The following is a 16,079-nucleotide window of genomic DNA, read 5'->3' on the forward strand; positions in this document are numbered from 1 at the left end:
CAACGGTGGTGAACAATTGATGAAGTCGCAAGTAAAAAAAGAAAAGGCGCATTTCCAGCTGCACCCTGCCAAATCGATTGGGGTGCGGCTTTTTCTCATCTTCTTCATCTCAACAATGGTGCTCGTTCTCTCACTTGGCTACATTTCCTATTCCGTAGCTGAGCAAACGATCGAGAATAACGCGCTGTCAGCCAATCAACAGACAGTCGTCCAAGCTGCAGAGAAGTTTGATGTTGAATTATTGCGTTATGAGGATGGCCTAGGAAGAATTCTTTACAACAATGAGATTCAGGATGCACTCAAACAAGGGAATAATCCCACTACAAGTAATGAGGATCGTAATTTGCAGTCCAACCAGATTAGCGCCGAGCTAAATGCCTGGCTGACCGCATCAAAGGGGGTAGAAGCTGTATACCTCATCCCGATGAATCAGGAAGTCCCTACTTCGTCAGCGGGATCAAAAGACAGCGCTTTTATCAAAGAATTCAGAGAGTCCTCATGGTTCAAGCAGCTTGAGGAGCAACCACAAACATTGTGGATTCCCCGAACAGAACAGGGGCAAGCCGGAAATACTTCGGGTATGTTTCATTTGGCACAATCGATAGCTGGGGATACACAAAGCCCGGGATACATAATTATCTGTGACATTAGAATTAGTGAATTAGAAAATCAGCTTCGTAAAGTTGATCTCGGACCCAGCTCTTACATGCAATTGCTGACGGATAAGGATGAATTGATCGCATCGTCCCAGCAAGTGGGAACAGATACTTATCTCAGTCTGGGAGGGACTCTTCTTCATGGTTTGGAGCATGAGGCTGGGTCATTGCCAACGAAGGATGAGAAAGGAAAATCCATTCTGGCTGTGTACGGGACGATGGAAAGCTCCAGCTGGAGATTGCTTGGTGTTGTTCCGGCTGAGAATCTTACGAAAGACGCACTTCGTATTCTAAAAACTACATATATTATTGTTGCGGTGGCTGCTATTGTCGCCATTCTAATTGGTTACTGGATGTACAGAATGGTATCTAAGCCCTTGACCCGACTTAAGGATCTAATGTCTCAAGGGGCAGATGGAAATCTTGGAGTACGTACGGATATTACCTCACGAGATGAAATTGGTCAGTTATCGGGTTCCTTTAATAGGATGATGGAACGGATCACAGAACTGGTAATCCATACTAATGAAACCGCGAGGAAGGTAATGGAAACTGCCGATGAACTTAGTAGAGTATCGCGTAAGACAGCGATGGCAGCCAAAGAGATTGCCGCAGCAACAGAAGAAATTGCCGGAGGTTCAGGCAGCCTAGCTTTGGAGGCGGACCAGGGTAACGAGCTTACGGGGCAAATTTCGGTGCAAATGAACAAAGTGAACTCAGCTACGCATGAGATGGATCATACCGCACATAGTATCGGCGTGCTTAGTGAAGAAGGTTTTAATGAGTTAAAAGAGCTGCTTGGCAAGACCAATAAGACGGGCGATATGACGAATAAGCTTGTGCTGAAAGTGAATGAGCTGCAAGACACCACATCATCAGTGATGAAGGTGCTTGATGTTATGCAGAATATTACACAGCAGACGAATATTTTGTCTCTAAATGCAACGATAGAAGCGGCAAGGGCAGGGGAGTCCGGCCGGGGATTTATGGTAGTGGCCGATGAAATACGCCAGCTTGCAGATCAGTCCAAAGAATCCATTGCTGTGGTGGCTAATATAACAGACACCATTATGAAGGATATGAACGAGACCGTAGGTGTTCTCTCGGAAGTAGCCCCTCTTTTTAATCAGCAGGTTACTTCAGTTGAGAGCACTAGCGATATCTTCGTATCTGTACAGGATCAGATGCGTCATTTTATTACACGCTTGGAATCTGTTGCTTTATCGATGGATAGCTTGAGCCAATCCCAGAAGGTGCTGTCAAATTCGATGGGCAATATCAGCTCCATTGCAGAAGAATCATCAGCAGCTTCTCAAGAAGTGGCTTCGCTTAGCGGGGAGCAACAAAGTGTGAGTGATCATTTAGTGGAGCTGTCTGAGCAGCTTGAGCATGCGTCCCGGCAGTTGCAAGAAAAACTGTCCAAATTTAATTTGTAACTTTGCATAACCTAAGTAAATATTTTTAACTACAAAGACCAGTCTCCAATTATTTGGGACTGGTCTTTGTGCTATTCAAAAGGCTATAAATTAGCTAACTAAGCATGAGTGTAAATAATCCAGCGGGTGGGACATAATAAAGGCTATGAACGTCAGTCAGGAGGAATGGGATTGCACAATAATGTCCACAGACGTATACTCGGCGGACTGATTATTTTATGTTCAGTAGTAGCCGTGTTGGTCCTTAGGCTGGCGTGGATTCAACTGTTTATGAAGGAACAGACGGTCCCTGGAACGAAATATACACTTGCAAAGATGGCAGAAATTCAAAGCGAACGGGAGACGGTATTGGACTCTGGGCGGGGGCGTCTGTATGACCGAAAGAGTGAACCCCTTGCCGGGGAAACCATTTGGACGGCTGCGTTTTTTCCTCAAGAGGCGAAGGCTAGGAATACCGTGACGCAGGTCGTATACGAAGAAGCTGAGTCCATGCACCGGTTGGCAGCTATCCTTGGAGTGAGTTATGAGCAATTGCTAAACAAGCGCTCTTCCCTTAAAGAACCATTGCTTTGGCCATCCTCAGTGGGAAAAGGACCGCTCGCACTTACATCCGCACAAGCGGAAGAAGTGAGTGCATTGGGGATCGACGGCGTAGGCGTGTTTCCTTTTGCTCGCAGATATGATGGGAAAGCAACTGGTCGGCAGTGGCTTGGATATTTATCGGAAGCGGTACCAAACACTGGTGGGAAGGCTTCCCCATCGGGGCTGAGAATTCCGATGAAAGGAACGGACGGGTTAGAAAAAACCCTGGAGCCGTTGCTTCGAGGTGTAGGGCATACTGAGGCATATGCTCAGGTTGATGCGCGCGGGCAACGTGTCCCGGGCAGTCCCATTCAAGTACGAGCCCCGGGTAATCCGTATTATCCGCTGTCTTTATATACAACGATTGATAAAAAGCTTCAGGAACAAATAGAGGAGTTAGCTGTCAAAGCTGGAATGAAGGAAGGAGCCGTGGTGGTGTTAGACACCGGAACGGGAGATATTGAAGCCATGGTATCTTTACCTTTTTACGACCCAGAGAAGATATCCCCTGAAGGGGGAGAGTGGAATAACCGGGCGTTGCAGGCTGCCGTACCTGGATCAATTTTCAAAATCGTCACAGCAGCAGCAGCACTAGAAGCCGGGGTCACCTCAGCGGATGAGCTTTTCTATTGTTCAGGGCAATATGAGAAATATGGATTGTCTTGTCTAAAAGGAAAAGGACACGGTCCCCTCACGCTGGCGCAAGGGTTCGCCGTGTCCTGTAATACTGTATTTGCTGCGCTGGCAGAACGTTTGAGTGGGGCGCAGCTTCAAGCGACAGCACTCGCGCTGGGGCTCGGAAGAGATATTAGCTGGCAAGCGGAGAATACGCTTGGTTTTCCAGTTCTTAAGCCACTGTCCGGTGAGCAGAAGGGGACGATCTTTACTTCTTTGCTGCCGGATGATCCAGGCGCCAGAGTGCAGACGGCCATTGGGCAGCGAGATGTGCAAGTGACTCCACTTCAGGCAGCGAACCTGGTGGTGACGTTACTGCATGGCGGGGAAGTGAGAGCGCCAAGAATTCTCCAGCGTGTAACCTTTGCAAATGGGCAAAAGCTAGAGGATCTGCCGGGTCATCTTTCCCCTTCAACTGCCGGGAGGATCTCAGAATCTACAGCCCGCCAGCTGCTGTCCTGGATGCGTAAAGTAGTTACGGATGGAACCGGCACAAGTCTGCAGAGCACGAAATGGCCGGTTGCCGGGAAATCAGGTACGGCACAAACCCTTGTTAAGGGTATGCCGCGTAACAATCAATGGTTTATCGGCTATGGGCCGCTGGATCATCCCAGATATGCTGTGTCGGTAGCGGTGGAGAACGTCGCTCCGGACAGCTCACATCTAGCCGTTAAGCTGTTCGGTCAGATATTGGATTTATTATCATCGGTTCCCTCTGGAGCTTGAGGTTCAGGTGGTGGCGCAGAGCTGGTCTGATTGGAAGCTGGACCGTTAGCTGCAAAGGGTGAAACGATAAATTCCTCTTGCGGGAGATAGATCCAGCTCTGAAGATACCCTTGTTGAATCAGTTCTTTTATCAGAATAAGCAAAATCGGCGACAGAATCAGACCAGCCATACCGAAAGCAGATGTGGACAGAATGACGAACGACAGCATAAGGAAGGCTGAGGATACGCCAATTGAATTCCCGGTAATCTTCGGCTCAAGCAGCTGCCTAACAATTAGTACAATGGCAAGGAGGATAATTAATCCAATAGCCAGTGATGTATTGCCCACGATGAACAAATAGATGATCCAAGGGACTAAAATTGTCGTCACGCCAAGAAGCGGCAAAACATCAAATACCGCGCAGACTAATGCCATTGTGATTTCGTTGCCGGTTCGCAGAATAAATAAGCCGACTAGAACTATGGCAAAAGTAATGCTGATCAGAATAAGTTGTGCTTTTAAATAGGAACCGATGGCTTTGAATACATTGCCTTGCAAAAAGGCGAAGGCGTTCTTAAAGGTTTTTGGCATTTTGTCATGCGCGATTTTACGCCAATCTTTGATTTCCATGCTAAGAAAAAATGCCAAAATAATGGCTATCCCGAAATTGGCCATGAAGGTGGAGAAGGAGCCTAGAATACCGGCCATGTATTTTAGAAAAGTAATCAGCCATCCTGTTAGAACATCCGTGGCATCTTTAAAGTACCCGTTGACCTTGTTCGTAATATCGGGTGGCAAGTTATCTATTTTTTGCTGCAGGTAGGTCGTGGTCTCCACAAAATGCTGCTGCACCACATATGTATATTTAGGGAGGTTCTCTTGGAAGTGAAGGGCCTGGATCGTAATCAGTAGACCGGCACCAAATAATGTACCTAACAGCACAATCAGAAAGAGCAACACTGAAATGGCGGAGGCAAAAGGTTTACCAAGACCACGGCGGTTCAAGAAGCGGGCCAAGGGTTCGATAAGCAAAAATACAAAAAAAGACAGGAATACAGGTGCAGCTAACTGATACAGCTTACTAAAGGAGAACATAATTAGATAAACCGTGAGGACAATTAATCCGATGTCAAAAAATGTGCGCCAATATTTTTTGTATAACGGCAGCATAGATATAAACAACTCCCTTTTTTTATAAGTGGATACGCCAGGTTGATTACATTGTACATGATTTTACTTTAAAAGCGTCTATTTCTTTGATACATGTGTTAAAATAGGGGGTAACGTTTTTTTATTCTACTTCACTTGGCCGTTTCACGGGTTCTGCTTGCAGACATTAGGCGAGCCAAAGTCAACTCTGGAAAAGCGGGGAATTAATATGCAGACTTTGCTGCTCTGGTTATTTTACATCTCATCATTTTATGCTTTTATCCCTGGTATGATCAGCCGGATTTTTGGTTACCGTGTCTTTCGTAAAGGAACTGGGCGGAATGAATTCGCACTGACCTTCGATGATGGACCTGATCCTCGATTTACACCATTACTGCTGGAATTACTGAAGAGGTATGATGCAAAAGCAACCTTTTTTGTAGTCGGCTCTAATGCTGAACGTTATCCTGATCTTATTCAGCGTATCCATGATGAGGGACATCTCATCGGAATTCATAATTATGTTCACAAGACGAACTGGCTCATGCGGCCAGCAACCGTCCGCCGGCAGATTCAACGTACGAATGATATTATCTATAATATTATTGGCGAACGCAGTACGTATTACCGTCCACCTTGGGGTATTGTCAATTTATTTGATATTTCCAAACGACGCCAAGTTGAAATTGTGCTTTGGTCGGCAATGTTTGGTGATTGGCGTGAGAAGCTCGGCGCCGAAAAACTCACTGAGAAGATGCTGGCCCGTCTAAATCCCGGGGAAGTGATGTTGTTGCATGATAGCGGCACAACGCTGGGTGCAGATGCGGATGCTCCAGGGAATATGCTTGTGGCTCTTGAGCAGACTCTGGAGGAAGCCCGTAAACGGGGACTACGCAGCATTCGGATTGATGAGATGATTAAGATGGCTGAGACGTCACCTATCCGGCGCTTATCTTTTGGTAAACGGGTGCTTGTAGGACTTTGGTTAGCTTGGGAACAGGTATTTCAAGCTCTTTTTCATCTCCAAACGATTACTCCGTCAGATCCTTTCTTGCATTATCGGATGCGGAAATATCAGGGTGAACCGGTTGAACTCGAGGGCGGAGAACTGCTGCGTAAAGGCGACAAAGTCATTGAGCTGCACATCGATAATAAACAGTTGTTCGAATTAGGAATTCATTCACGTTCTTCCGCTCAACTTGCGATTCGAATGATCCGCAGAATGGAAAAGGATCTGCCCATTCTTGCTGAGATCATTGCCAAAGATGTGGATCTTGCGGAAGCCAAAGCGCTTTATGGAGTCAGCATGATTAACCGGGGACCGGAGAAATTCGGCTTTACCGTACGTGATTTGCCGGATGGCTTATTCGCACGTTCCTCCAAATTTTACTTAAGGATCCTGTTAAGTGTGATTCATCCAGCAGGTGGGGCAAGGCTTAAAGAACGGAGCGAGGTCCTTGTGCCGAAGCTTATCCTGATGCCTGTCTCAGAGCTGCTCAAAAAGATGAACCAACAGCTGCCTCATCATCCGAAAACTGCAAAAAAACGCAAATCGCAACAGGAAGAATCGTTGTCACTTAATGATTCGGTTGCGGATGTAGAAATGCCAGGTGCGACAGTAACCAATTGATTCATGATCTTATTGATAAATATTTTACAGTGGACATGTAAAGAGATGTTCTACAATCCAGCGATGGGTTGTGGAACATTTTTTTATTGGGATAATTAAAAAAAGAGCAGCCCGCCATTAGAAATACTAAGGTGGGACTGCTCTTGCTTGTTTTAATATTCTTTTTTGCTAAAGGGATTAAATCTTCAGCACTGCGCCGTTACTTGCATTGGTTACCATTTTGGAGTAACGAGCCAGGTAACCAGTTTTAACTTTAGGTTCGAATTCTTTCCAACCCGTACGACGAACTGCTAATACTTCTTCTTCAACCAGCAATTCAATCTTCCGGTTGTTGAGATCCAGCTCAATGATGTCTCCATCCTCAACAAAAGCGATCGGACCGCCTTCAGCTGCTTCTGGAGAGATATGGCCGATACTGATTCCGCGGGAAGCCCCCGAGAAACGACCGTCTGTAATCAGACCGACCTTAGCACCTAGCCCCATACCCACGATTTGTGAAGTAGGCGCCAGCATTTCCGGCATTCCTGGTCCGCCCTTAGGACCTTCATAGCGGATAACGACTACATGGCCTTCTTTAACTTTACCGTTCGCGATACCTTCCAGTGCAGCTTCTTGGGAATCAAAGCAGATCGCAGGACCTTTATGATATCCACCTACTGAAGCATCAACTGCACCAACCTTGATGATAGAACCCTCTGGAGCCAAGTTTCCATAAAGTACGGCAAGACCGCCTCTTTCGGAGTAAGGGTTGTCGATAGTATGAATTACGGAAGTATCTTGGATCTCGTGTCCGATTACATTCTCAGCTAATGTTTTGCCGGTAACGGTCATACATTCCCCGAACAGAGCACCTGGTTTCTTCAGCAGTTCATTCAATACAGCACTAACGCCGCCCGCACGGTCCACATCTTCGATAAAGATATCAGAAGCTGGAGCCAGCTTAGCCAGATAGGGAACACGGTTTGCAACTTCGTTAATGCGTTCAAGCGGATAATCGATACCTGCTTCTTGAGCTAATGCAAGGGTGTGCAGCACTGTGTTAGTAGAACCACCCATTGCCATATCCAGTGCAAATGCGTTATCAAGGGATTCTTTAGTTACGATATCTCTTGGTTTAAGATCCAGCTTAATCAATTCCATCAGTTGTGTTGCGGATTTGCGAACAAATTCTCTACGCTCATCAGCAACAGCCAGAATCGTACCGTTACCTGGCAATGCCAGTCCAAGTGCTTCTGCAAGGCAGTTCATGGAGTTGGCAGTGAACATTCCGGAACAGGATCCACAGGTAGGACAACCAAATTGTTCTAATTCAAGCAGCTCTGCATCGTTGATTTTGCCGACTTGGTGAGCACCAACGCCTTCAAATACCGAGGTCAGAGAGAGCTTTTTACCTTTACTATCTACGCCGGCTTTCATTGGGCCGCCGCTTACGAACATGGTTGGGATGTTAACACGCAGTGCGCCCATCATCATGCCCGGTGTAATTTTATCACAGTTAGGGATGCAGACCATGCCATCGAACCAATGCGCGGAAACTACAGTTTCCAAGGCGTCAGCGATGATCTCGCGGCTTGGCAGTGAATAACGCATGCCGATATGTCCCATAGCAATCCCGTCATCTACGCCGATCGTATTGAATTCAAAAGGAACGCCACCAGCTTCGCGAATCGCTTCCTTAACGATTTTACCGAACTCTTGCAAATGCACATGCCCTGGAACAATATCAATATAGGAATTGCAGACCGCAATAAACGGCTTTCCGAAATCTTCTTCTTTTACTCCGGCTGCTCTCAGGAGACTACGGTGTGGAGCACGGTCAAAGCCTTTTTTAATCATGTCTGAACGCATTTTCTTGGCTGCCATAATGACATTCCCCCCTAAATGAATTTCAATCAAATATAGTGTCGCATTAACGCAATGAACTCCAAAGACCTGCGTATATACGGTTTATAGAAAGAACGGGGACCTGCTTCCTCAATAAGCAAAGCGATGCCGTTTCTATAAAAAAAGCCGCTGTTTTGGTATAAACAGTTACCGCCTAAAATGAACGGAGAAGTCATTGTTATTAGTGAGTCTATCACAAAGAGCACGTTTTTTCTACCGGACAATGTGAAGTTTGTCGATTGACGCAAAGCGTGGGAAGTGGAGGAAAAGCTCATTTTCGAAAGGAAAGTGCTTTATTTGGAAAATGGAACAGGGTTCGGATGTATCTATTTACCACTCTAGACAACTTTAGGAGAGCTGAGTATGATGGGAGTTATTATTTTATGGGAGGTGCTGGAAAATCGGGATTTGTCTATTATTATCGCCGCGGTGGATCGTTTTTACGGGGATGAAAAGCTAAGGAGGGAAAGGGAATGTCACAGCGTACAACTTTTTTAAATCCAATTGTAGCAAGCTCAGGAGACCCATGGGTATTCAAACATACCGATGGCTATTATTACTTTATGGCCACAAAAGCTAAATGTCTGGAGCTGACGAGATCTAGAACCTTGACCGGCCTTGCGGAGGGCGACAAGAAAGTGATCTGGTCTCCCGAACCGGGGGGCAGCTACAGTTACAATCTGTGGGCGCCGGAAATTCATCATTTGGACAACAGATGGTACATTTACTACACTGCGAATGACGGAGGAGGCGACGATTCACGGCGGATTTGCGTGCTGGAGAATGAAGCAGCGAACCCGCTGGAAGGACAGTGGGTATGGAGAGGGGCTTTGCAGACACCTGTCCCAGGGTTGGATGGAACAGTAATGTCTTTGCGGGATCAGCTGTATTTTCTGTATGCGGGATATGGTCATTTTCCTGATTATGGGTCGGCTATTTACATTATGCGAATGAGTAATCCTTGGACCTTGGAAGGGGGGCATCACCTGCTTACCGCTCCAACTCTGTCATGGGAGAAGCAAGGTGGCATGGCGATTAACGAAGGTCCGGTAATTTTGCAGCGACACAATCGTATTTTCATGGTTTATTCGGCAAGTACGACTTGGTCTGAGGATTATGCACTAGGGATGCTAACCATGAACGAAGCGGCAGATCCTTTGCAACCGCTGTCATGGGAAAAATCAATGTCGCCTGTATTTTGCAAAAGTGCAGAGAACGGGATTTTTGCCACGGGGCACAATAGCTTCACACATTCTCCTGATGGCAAGGAAGATTGGATAGTCTATCATGCGCTTCCTTCCGCTGGAGCGGATGTGTCTTTGCGCGCGACCCGTATCCAGAAATTTGGGTGGAAGGTGGATGGGACACCAGATTTTGGGGTTCCTTGTAGGGATACGCTTGCTCAGAACGTACCGTCGGGAGAATAAGAATAAAACAGGAAATCAAGACTGAAAAGGCCATTCATTACAGAAAAACTGTAATGAATGGCCTTTTCATGTAATGCAGATATTTTTATTCGCTGTCGATAATAATTGACGAAAAACGCCTGTTTTATAAGGGGTTTTTCGCCAAGATACAGGATGGTTAGTACGCTTTTTTAATAGGTTTGTAGTTGGCATAGCCATATATTTGTTTGAGAAAAGTTCATAAGATTACAAAATTATTGTATGAAAGCGTTGACATATGAATTTTGGATGCTTATAATTCGATCTGAGATACAGAAAAACTGTATTAATCAAGGGGAGTTATCTACAGGTCAAAAAGGAGCGTGGTTCCAAGCTTTGGATTTGCTTAAGGCGTTGTGGCAAATATTTTATAGTGGGAGGTTAAGTATGAAGAACAATGCAAAGCGTTATTTTAGTCTTTTATTTGTGTTAATACTGATCATTTCGACTGTAACAGCATGTAGTGGCAACAGTGCAAACAATGGGGCTGATAAGGGTGTCTCCAACAACAAAGAGAACGAGAGCACAGCCAAAGACCCGGTTGAGTTTACAGATATCAGCGCAGACATACGCGGCAATACAGCCCCAACGCAAGAGCAAATCGACGAAGTTAATCATTCCTTGAATGATACATACCTCGGCGACGTCTTCGATGAAGTCATTCCAAATGATTACTCAGCTTATCCTGTTAAAGGTGATGTGGTTCTGGATGTATGGATGCCTGCGAATTCCAATATTCCGGATATGAACAATCATGCTGTCCAGAAGCAGGTGGAGCAATTAACGGGAATCAAAGTAAACTTCATCACGCCGCCAATCGGCCAGGAAGCGGATGCCTTCACGTTGATGATCTCCTCCGGTGAACTGCCTGACATTATCATTGAGCCGGGACGTTATCCGGGAGGTTTTGAAGCGGGCGTAAATGACGGTGCTTATATCGATCTGACAGATCTGATGGAGAAAAATGCTCCGAACTATACGAAGTGGCGCAATTCGGATGAATCAAGAAGAAAAACCACGGTCACGGATGACGGCAAGCTGCTCGGCTTCTATGGCATCGCCCCATATTCAGAGTGGACTTGGTTTGGAACATTGATTAAGCAGGAAGCGCTGGACAAAACAGGGCTTGAAGTTCCAAATACGATTGATGAATGGCATACCTTCCTGACTAAAGCAAAGGAAGTCGGATACAAAGCACCGCTTAATTACGGCTCTACTTACGGCCAGATTTTTACCGGCATCATAAATGGCGCATATGGAGTATGGGATTGGACGTTCCTTGATGAGAATGGCAACGTGGCCTGGGGGCCAGCACAGCCGAAAGCTAAGGAATATTTGACCACCATGCAGCAATGGAACAAAGAAGGATTACTGAACCCGGACTGGGCAACGGCAGACTTTAACCAGAGAATGGCGAGCGCCATTTCGGGAGATACCGCGATGATGATGGACTCTCCGGATACGATGTGGAGTTATTGGAAAGAGCAGAGCGGTATCGACTTTGTGGGCGCACTGAACCCGGTTCTGAACAAAGGAGATAAGTCCGCAACCACGTACAAAAATTTCAAAAGAGCGGGGATCGAAGCTGCAATCACCACGCAAAGCAAAAATGTAGAAGCGGCAATGGCTTGGCTTGATTTTAATTACAGTAAAAAGGGCTGGGAATTGATTAACTTTGGTGAATACGGCACGGTCCACCTGATTGATGAGACGGGAATGCCTTATTATCCAGAGAACAGTTATATCTTTAAAGACCCTGAAGGTCAGCCCGTATCGACAACCTTATGGAAATACCGGATGCACAACTGGCCGGATATCCGGGATGAGCATCATTCCAACCCGCTGATCGCTGCCAAAGGAAGTTACTCGGGAGACATTCGCAAGAATTGGACAGAAAATATGGACACCAGTATGGCTATGCCACCTATTTCCTTTACCAAAGATGAAGCTTCGCGGGAAGCCGAGCTTGGAAACCAGCTGTCGACACTGCGCGGAGAGTATTTTGCAAAAATCATAATGGGAGACCTGCCGGTAGATGCCTATGATAAATTTTTGAAAGAAGCTCAGAGTATGGGACTGGAAGAGTTTTTGAGTATCCATCAGGCAGCCTTAGATCGATATAACAAACGATAGGTGGTTGTTTTATGGAAATATTACGAAAAAACAGAGCGATAAAGCCCATTCCTCAGGACGCCAAACCTAAAAATACCAAGTTAGTGATTAAGAAGGATTTGAAAAAGAACTGGTTTGTCTATCTGTTGGCTGTCCCTGTTGTAGCGTGGTTCCTGATTTTCTGCTACGGGCCGATGTGGGGGGTTATGATCGCCTTCAAGGATTTTAAACCCCTGCTGGGGTTTGGCCAGAGCGAGTGGGTAGGGTTTAAGCACTTTATTGATTTTTTCCAAGGGCCTTATTTCTGGCGGGTCGTTAAAAACACCCTTCTCCTCAATGTTTGGGGGATTGCCTTTGGATTTACAGCCCCGATTATTCTGTCCTTGATGCTGAATGAAATCCGTGGGGTTAAGTTTAAAAAAGTGGTCCAAACGATCACCTATATGCCGCACTTTATTTCCCTGGTGGTGGTATGCGGGATCATTCATATCTTTGCCGCAGATGAAGGGATTATCACGCAAATCCTGCAATTTATTACCGGAAAAGAGTACTCTTCACTGCTCGGCTACTCTTCGTTCTTCCGGCCGATTTATACCTTCTCCGGCATTTGGCAGAGCATCGGCTGGGATAGCATCATCTACCTTGCGGCGATGAGTTCCATCGATACTTCATTATATGAAGCTGCTGAAATTGACGGAGTGGGACGGATTAAAAAAATGTGGCATATTACGCTGCCGCAGATTAGCCCAGTTATCATCATTCTGTTTATTTTTGCCATCGGCGGGTTGATGTCGTCCGGGTACGAGAAGATTATCCTGCTGTACAATCCTCTGATTTATGATACGGCGGATGTTATTGCCTCTTACGTGTATCGTCGCGGTTTAAGAGAAGCCAGTCTTAGTTATTCCACGGCTGTGGGCTTGGTCAGCTCAATCGTTAACTTTGGGCTGCTCTGGATGACCAATACAATAGCCAAACGCAGGTCCGAGGTCAGCTTATGGTAAGAAAGAGGGACAGCTATGAAAGATAATTTGCAGCGTAAAGCGAAAAAAAGACGAAAACATAAATCCATCGGTGACAGAGTATTTGACGGCACACTTTATACTCTGCTGACCGCATTAACCTTGGTGTGTTTTTATCCGATCCTGCACATCCTGTTTGCCTCCGTCAGCGACCCCGGCATGTTGATTGCTCATAAAGGCATTTTGCTGAAACCGCTGGGATTCACTTTGGATGGCTATAAGCTGGTATTTAAAGATAACAGTCTGATCAACGGCTATAAAAACACGATTATATATGTAGGATTAGGCACATTAGTCAACATGATCATGACCATTCTGGGAGCTTATGTATTATCCAGACGAGGATTGTATTTCAAAAACTTCATCATGATCCTGATTACAATCACCATGTTTTTTGGCGGCGGGTTGATTCCTTGGTTCTTATTAATGAAGGATATTGGTCTGTACAATAATTTGTGGGCCATGATTTTGCCAAGTGCTTTAAGCACATGGAACATTATTATCCTACGAACTAGCTTTCAAGCCATTCCGCAGGAATTGGAAGAAGCGGCTACCATAGACGGGGCAAGTCAGGCCCATATTTTAACGAATGTGATTCTTCCGCTGTCCAAAGCTACGCTGGCCGTAATCTTTTTATACTATTTAGTGGGGAACTGGAACTCATGGTTTAATGCGATGGTGTTGTTGAAGGACAGACAGCTGTTCCCACTGCAGCTATTAATGAAGGAAATATTAGTAGCTAATGATGCAACCGCAACCTCGATCGGCAGTGCAGGCGGGGTAGTTATCGATAGTGCCCAGAGCCAGACGGCTTTCCGCGAGCTGGTTAAGTATTGTGCGATCGTCGTTTCTACGCTTCCTATATTAATGGTATATCCTTTCTTGCAAAAATATTTTGTTAAAGGTGTTTACGTAGGTTCGATTAAAGGATAGCGGGCAAAAAAACAAGTTCATCTTATATAGAAATTATTTAATAGGAGTGAAGTACACCATGTTGACAGAAGCAAGCAGCACATCCGTTCCACGTCCAGAATATCCAAGACCCCAATTTGCCCGTAAGGATTGGCTTAGCCTAAATGGAGAATGGGATTTTACGTTTGATGATGAAGATGTCGGTGAGGAAGAACAATGGTATCGGACGGACACAAAGGGTTTATTTTCACGGGTTATTCAAGTGCCCTTTGCGTTTCAGAGCAAGCTGAGCGGGATTGAAGATCCTTCATTTCATGATGTTGTGTGGTATAGAAGAACTTTTGAAGTTCCTGAGGGTTGGAATGGGAAGCGGATTGTCCTCCATTTCGGCGCCGTTGATTATTTGGCAAAAGTCTGGGTGAATGGTCAGCTGGTGGCCGTGCATGAAGGCGGACATACACCATTTCAGGTCGATATCACTCCTTCGCTGCTCAAAGGAAGGAATACCATCATACTGCGCGCAGAGGATTTCAGCCGTGATGTCACCTTGCCGCGTGGCAAGCAATATTGGCTGGAGCAGTCTGCTGCCATCTTTTATACCCGCACAACCGGAATCTGGCAGAGTGTCTGGCTTGAACCGCTGTCTGCAGTGCATCTGAGTAAAACCATGATGACACCAGATATTGACCGCAATGAAATCCGGCTTCGGACCTTTCTGCAAGGATTTAAGTCTGCTGATCCGCTCAAGCTGCGCATAACGGTATCGTATGACAGTGAAGTAATTGCGGAAGATCAATATATGGTCATGAATGGTGAGCAGCTGCGCACTATCGGCTTGGGTGATTTTGCGGATCATGGTCTTGGACGTTTATGGAGCCCTGAGCATCCGAATTTGTATGATATTCAATTTCAATTGCTTCGGAATGAGGAAGTAATTGACGAAGTGGCGAGTTATTTCGGCATGCGCAAGGTGTCGATTGAAAATGGCAAGCTATGCTTGAATAACCGCCCATATTTCCAGAGACTGGTGCTGGATCAGGGATACTTCCCTGACGGGATACTAACCGCACCTACAGACGAAGAGCTGAAACGTGATGCCCAGCTGACGAAAGAAATGGGCTTTAACGGGGTGAGAAAACATCAGAAGACAGAAGATCCCCGGTTCCTGTATTGGTGTGATAAGCTCGGCCTGCTGGTATGGAGTGAGGCAGCCAATGCTTACGAATATTCCGAGGAGTATGTCCGCCGTTTCACGAAGGAATGGCAGGAGATCATCGAGCGCGACTATAACCATCCTTGTATCGTGACCTGGGTTCCGCTTAATGAGAGCTGGGGTGTTCCCAATGTCCAGATTGATACACGCCAGCAGCAGCACGGATTGGCTATGTATCATTTAACGAAATCCTTGGATGAGATGAGACCTGTTGTGTATAACGATGGGTGGGAGCATATGACTACAGATTTGGTGACTATTCATGACTATGAGAGCCATCAGGCAGTGCTGGAGGAGAGATATGCCACGGTAGAATCTTCTGTAAATGCGATGCCGGCCAACCGCAAAATATTTGTCGGTGGAGCTTCGTATCAAGGCCAGCCGATTCTCGTATCCGAGTTTGGTGGAATTGCCTTCAAGAAAAGTGAGTGGGAGGGCTGGGGTTATTCTGGGGCAGAGAATGAAGAGGATTTCCTGATGAAGCTCAAGGCTGTGGTTGACCCGATGTTCACTTCCCCGGTGATCCAAGGGTATTGCTATACCCAGCTGACGGATGTCGAGCAGGAAATCAACGGACTGCTCACCTATGATAGACAGCCCAAAGCTCCGCTTGAAGCGATCCGCAACATTATGATGCATATCCAATAAATAACATT

At 46.1% G+C, this 16,079-nt stretch carries 10 protein-coding genes; 8 read left to right on the forward strand and 2 right to left on the reverse strand.

The window, feature by feature from the left end:
* Nucleotides 1-19 precede the first annotated feature (19 nt).
* Both MHB37_RS08075 and MHB37_RS08080 read left to right on the forward strand, forming a co-directional pair.
* Complete coding sequence (locus tag MHB37_RS08075) at nucleotides 20-2,092, forward strand: methyl-accepting chemotaxis protein (protein WP_081387869.1); 2,073 nt, start codon at nucleotides 20-22, stop codon at nucleotides 2,090-2,092.
* A gap of 171 nt (nucleotides 2,093-2,263) precedes the next feature.
* Entirely contained in the window at nucleotides 2,264-4,075 is a 1,812-nt protein-coding gene (locus MHB37_RS08080) for a peptidoglycan D,D-transpeptidase FtsI family protein (RefSeq protein WP_405169132.1), read from the forward strand.
* Here the strand turns inward: MHB37_RS08080 and MHB37_RS08085 are convergent.
* Nucleotides 4,033-5,226: an AI-2E family transporter gene (locus MHB37_RS08085; protein ID WP_076184708.1), complete on the reverse strand. Its 1,194-nt coding sequence runs from the start codon at nucleotides 5,224-5,226 to the stop codon at nucleotides 4,033-4,035. The two genes, MHB37_RS08080 and MHB37_RS08085, sit on opposite strands and share 43 nt — an antisense overlap.
* 208 nt (nucleotides 5,227-5,434) lie before the next feature.
* Between MHB37_RS08085 and MHB37_RS08090 the strand changes: the two genes are divergently transcribed.
* Nucleotides 5,435-6,835, forward strand: coding sequence for a polysaccharide deacetylase family protein (locus MHB37_RS08090; RefSeq protein WP_076192865.1), 1,401 nt, complete (start codon nucleotides 5,435-5,437; stop codon nucleotides 6,833-6,835).
* A 177-nt stretch (nucleotides 6,836-7,012) separates the two neighbouring features.
* On the opposite strand, the gene ilvD is transcribed toward MHB37_RS08090, so the two are convergent.
* Nucleotides 7,013-8,698, reverse strand: a complete 1,686-nt coding sequence (ilvD, locus tag MHB37_RS08095) for a dihydroxy-acid dehydratase (protein WP_076134060.1) — start codon at nucleotides 8,696-8,698, stop codon at nucleotides 7,013-7,015.
* A 494-nt stretch (nucleotides 8,699-9,192) separates the two neighbouring features.
* Here ilvD and MHB37_RS08100 point away from each other — a divergent pair, with 494 nt between their 5' ends.
* The 5 genes from MHB37_RS08100 (at nucleotide 9,193) to MHB37_RS08120 (ending at nucleotide 16,071) form a co-directional block, all read left to right on the forward strand.
* Nucleotides 9,193-10,146, forward strand: coding sequence for a family 43 glycosylhydrolase (locus MHB37_RS08100; RefSeq protein WP_405169133.1), 954 nt, complete (start codon nucleotides 9,193-9,195; stop codon nucleotides 10,144-10,146).
* A 405-nt stretch (nucleotides 10,147-10,551) separates the two neighbouring features.
* Nucleotides 10,552-12,297, forward strand: a complete 1,746-nt coding sequence (locus MHB37_RS08105; RefSeq protein ID WP_341164553.1) for an extracellular solute-binding protein — start codon at nucleotides 10,552-10,554, stop codon at nucleotides 12,295-12,297.
* Nucleotides 12,298-12,308: 11 nt separating this feature from the next.
* Nucleotides 12,309-13,280, forward strand: a complete 972-nt coding sequence (locus tag MHB37_RS08110) for a sugar ABC transporter permease (RefSeq protein WP_036680973.1) — start codon at nucleotides 12,309-12,311, stop codon at nucleotides 13,278-13,280.
* Between the two features lie 15 nt (nucleotides 13,281-13,295).
* The gene (locus MHB37_RS08115) at nucleotides 13,296-14,231 is read left to right on the forward strand and encodes a carbohydrate ABC transporter permease (protein WP_076126337.1); all 936 of its coding nucleotides are present in this window, start codon (nucleotides 13,296-13,298) and stop codon (nucleotides 14,229-14,231) included.
* Between the two features lie 58 nt (nucleotides 14,232-14,289).
* Nucleotides 14,290-16,071, forward strand: a complete 1,782-nt coding sequence (locus MHB37_RS08120) for a sugar-binding domain-containing protein (protein ID WP_341164552.1) — start codon at nucleotides 14,290-14,292, stop codon at nucleotides 16,069-16,071.
* The last annotated feature ends 8 nt before the right edge of the window (nucleotides 16,072-16,079 follow it).

The organism is Paenibacillus sp. FSL H3-0286 (assembly GCF_045040705.1).
GTDB lineage: Bacteria > Bacillota > Bacilli > Paenibacillales > Paenibacillaceae > Paenibacillus_AQ > Paenibacillus_AQ odorifer.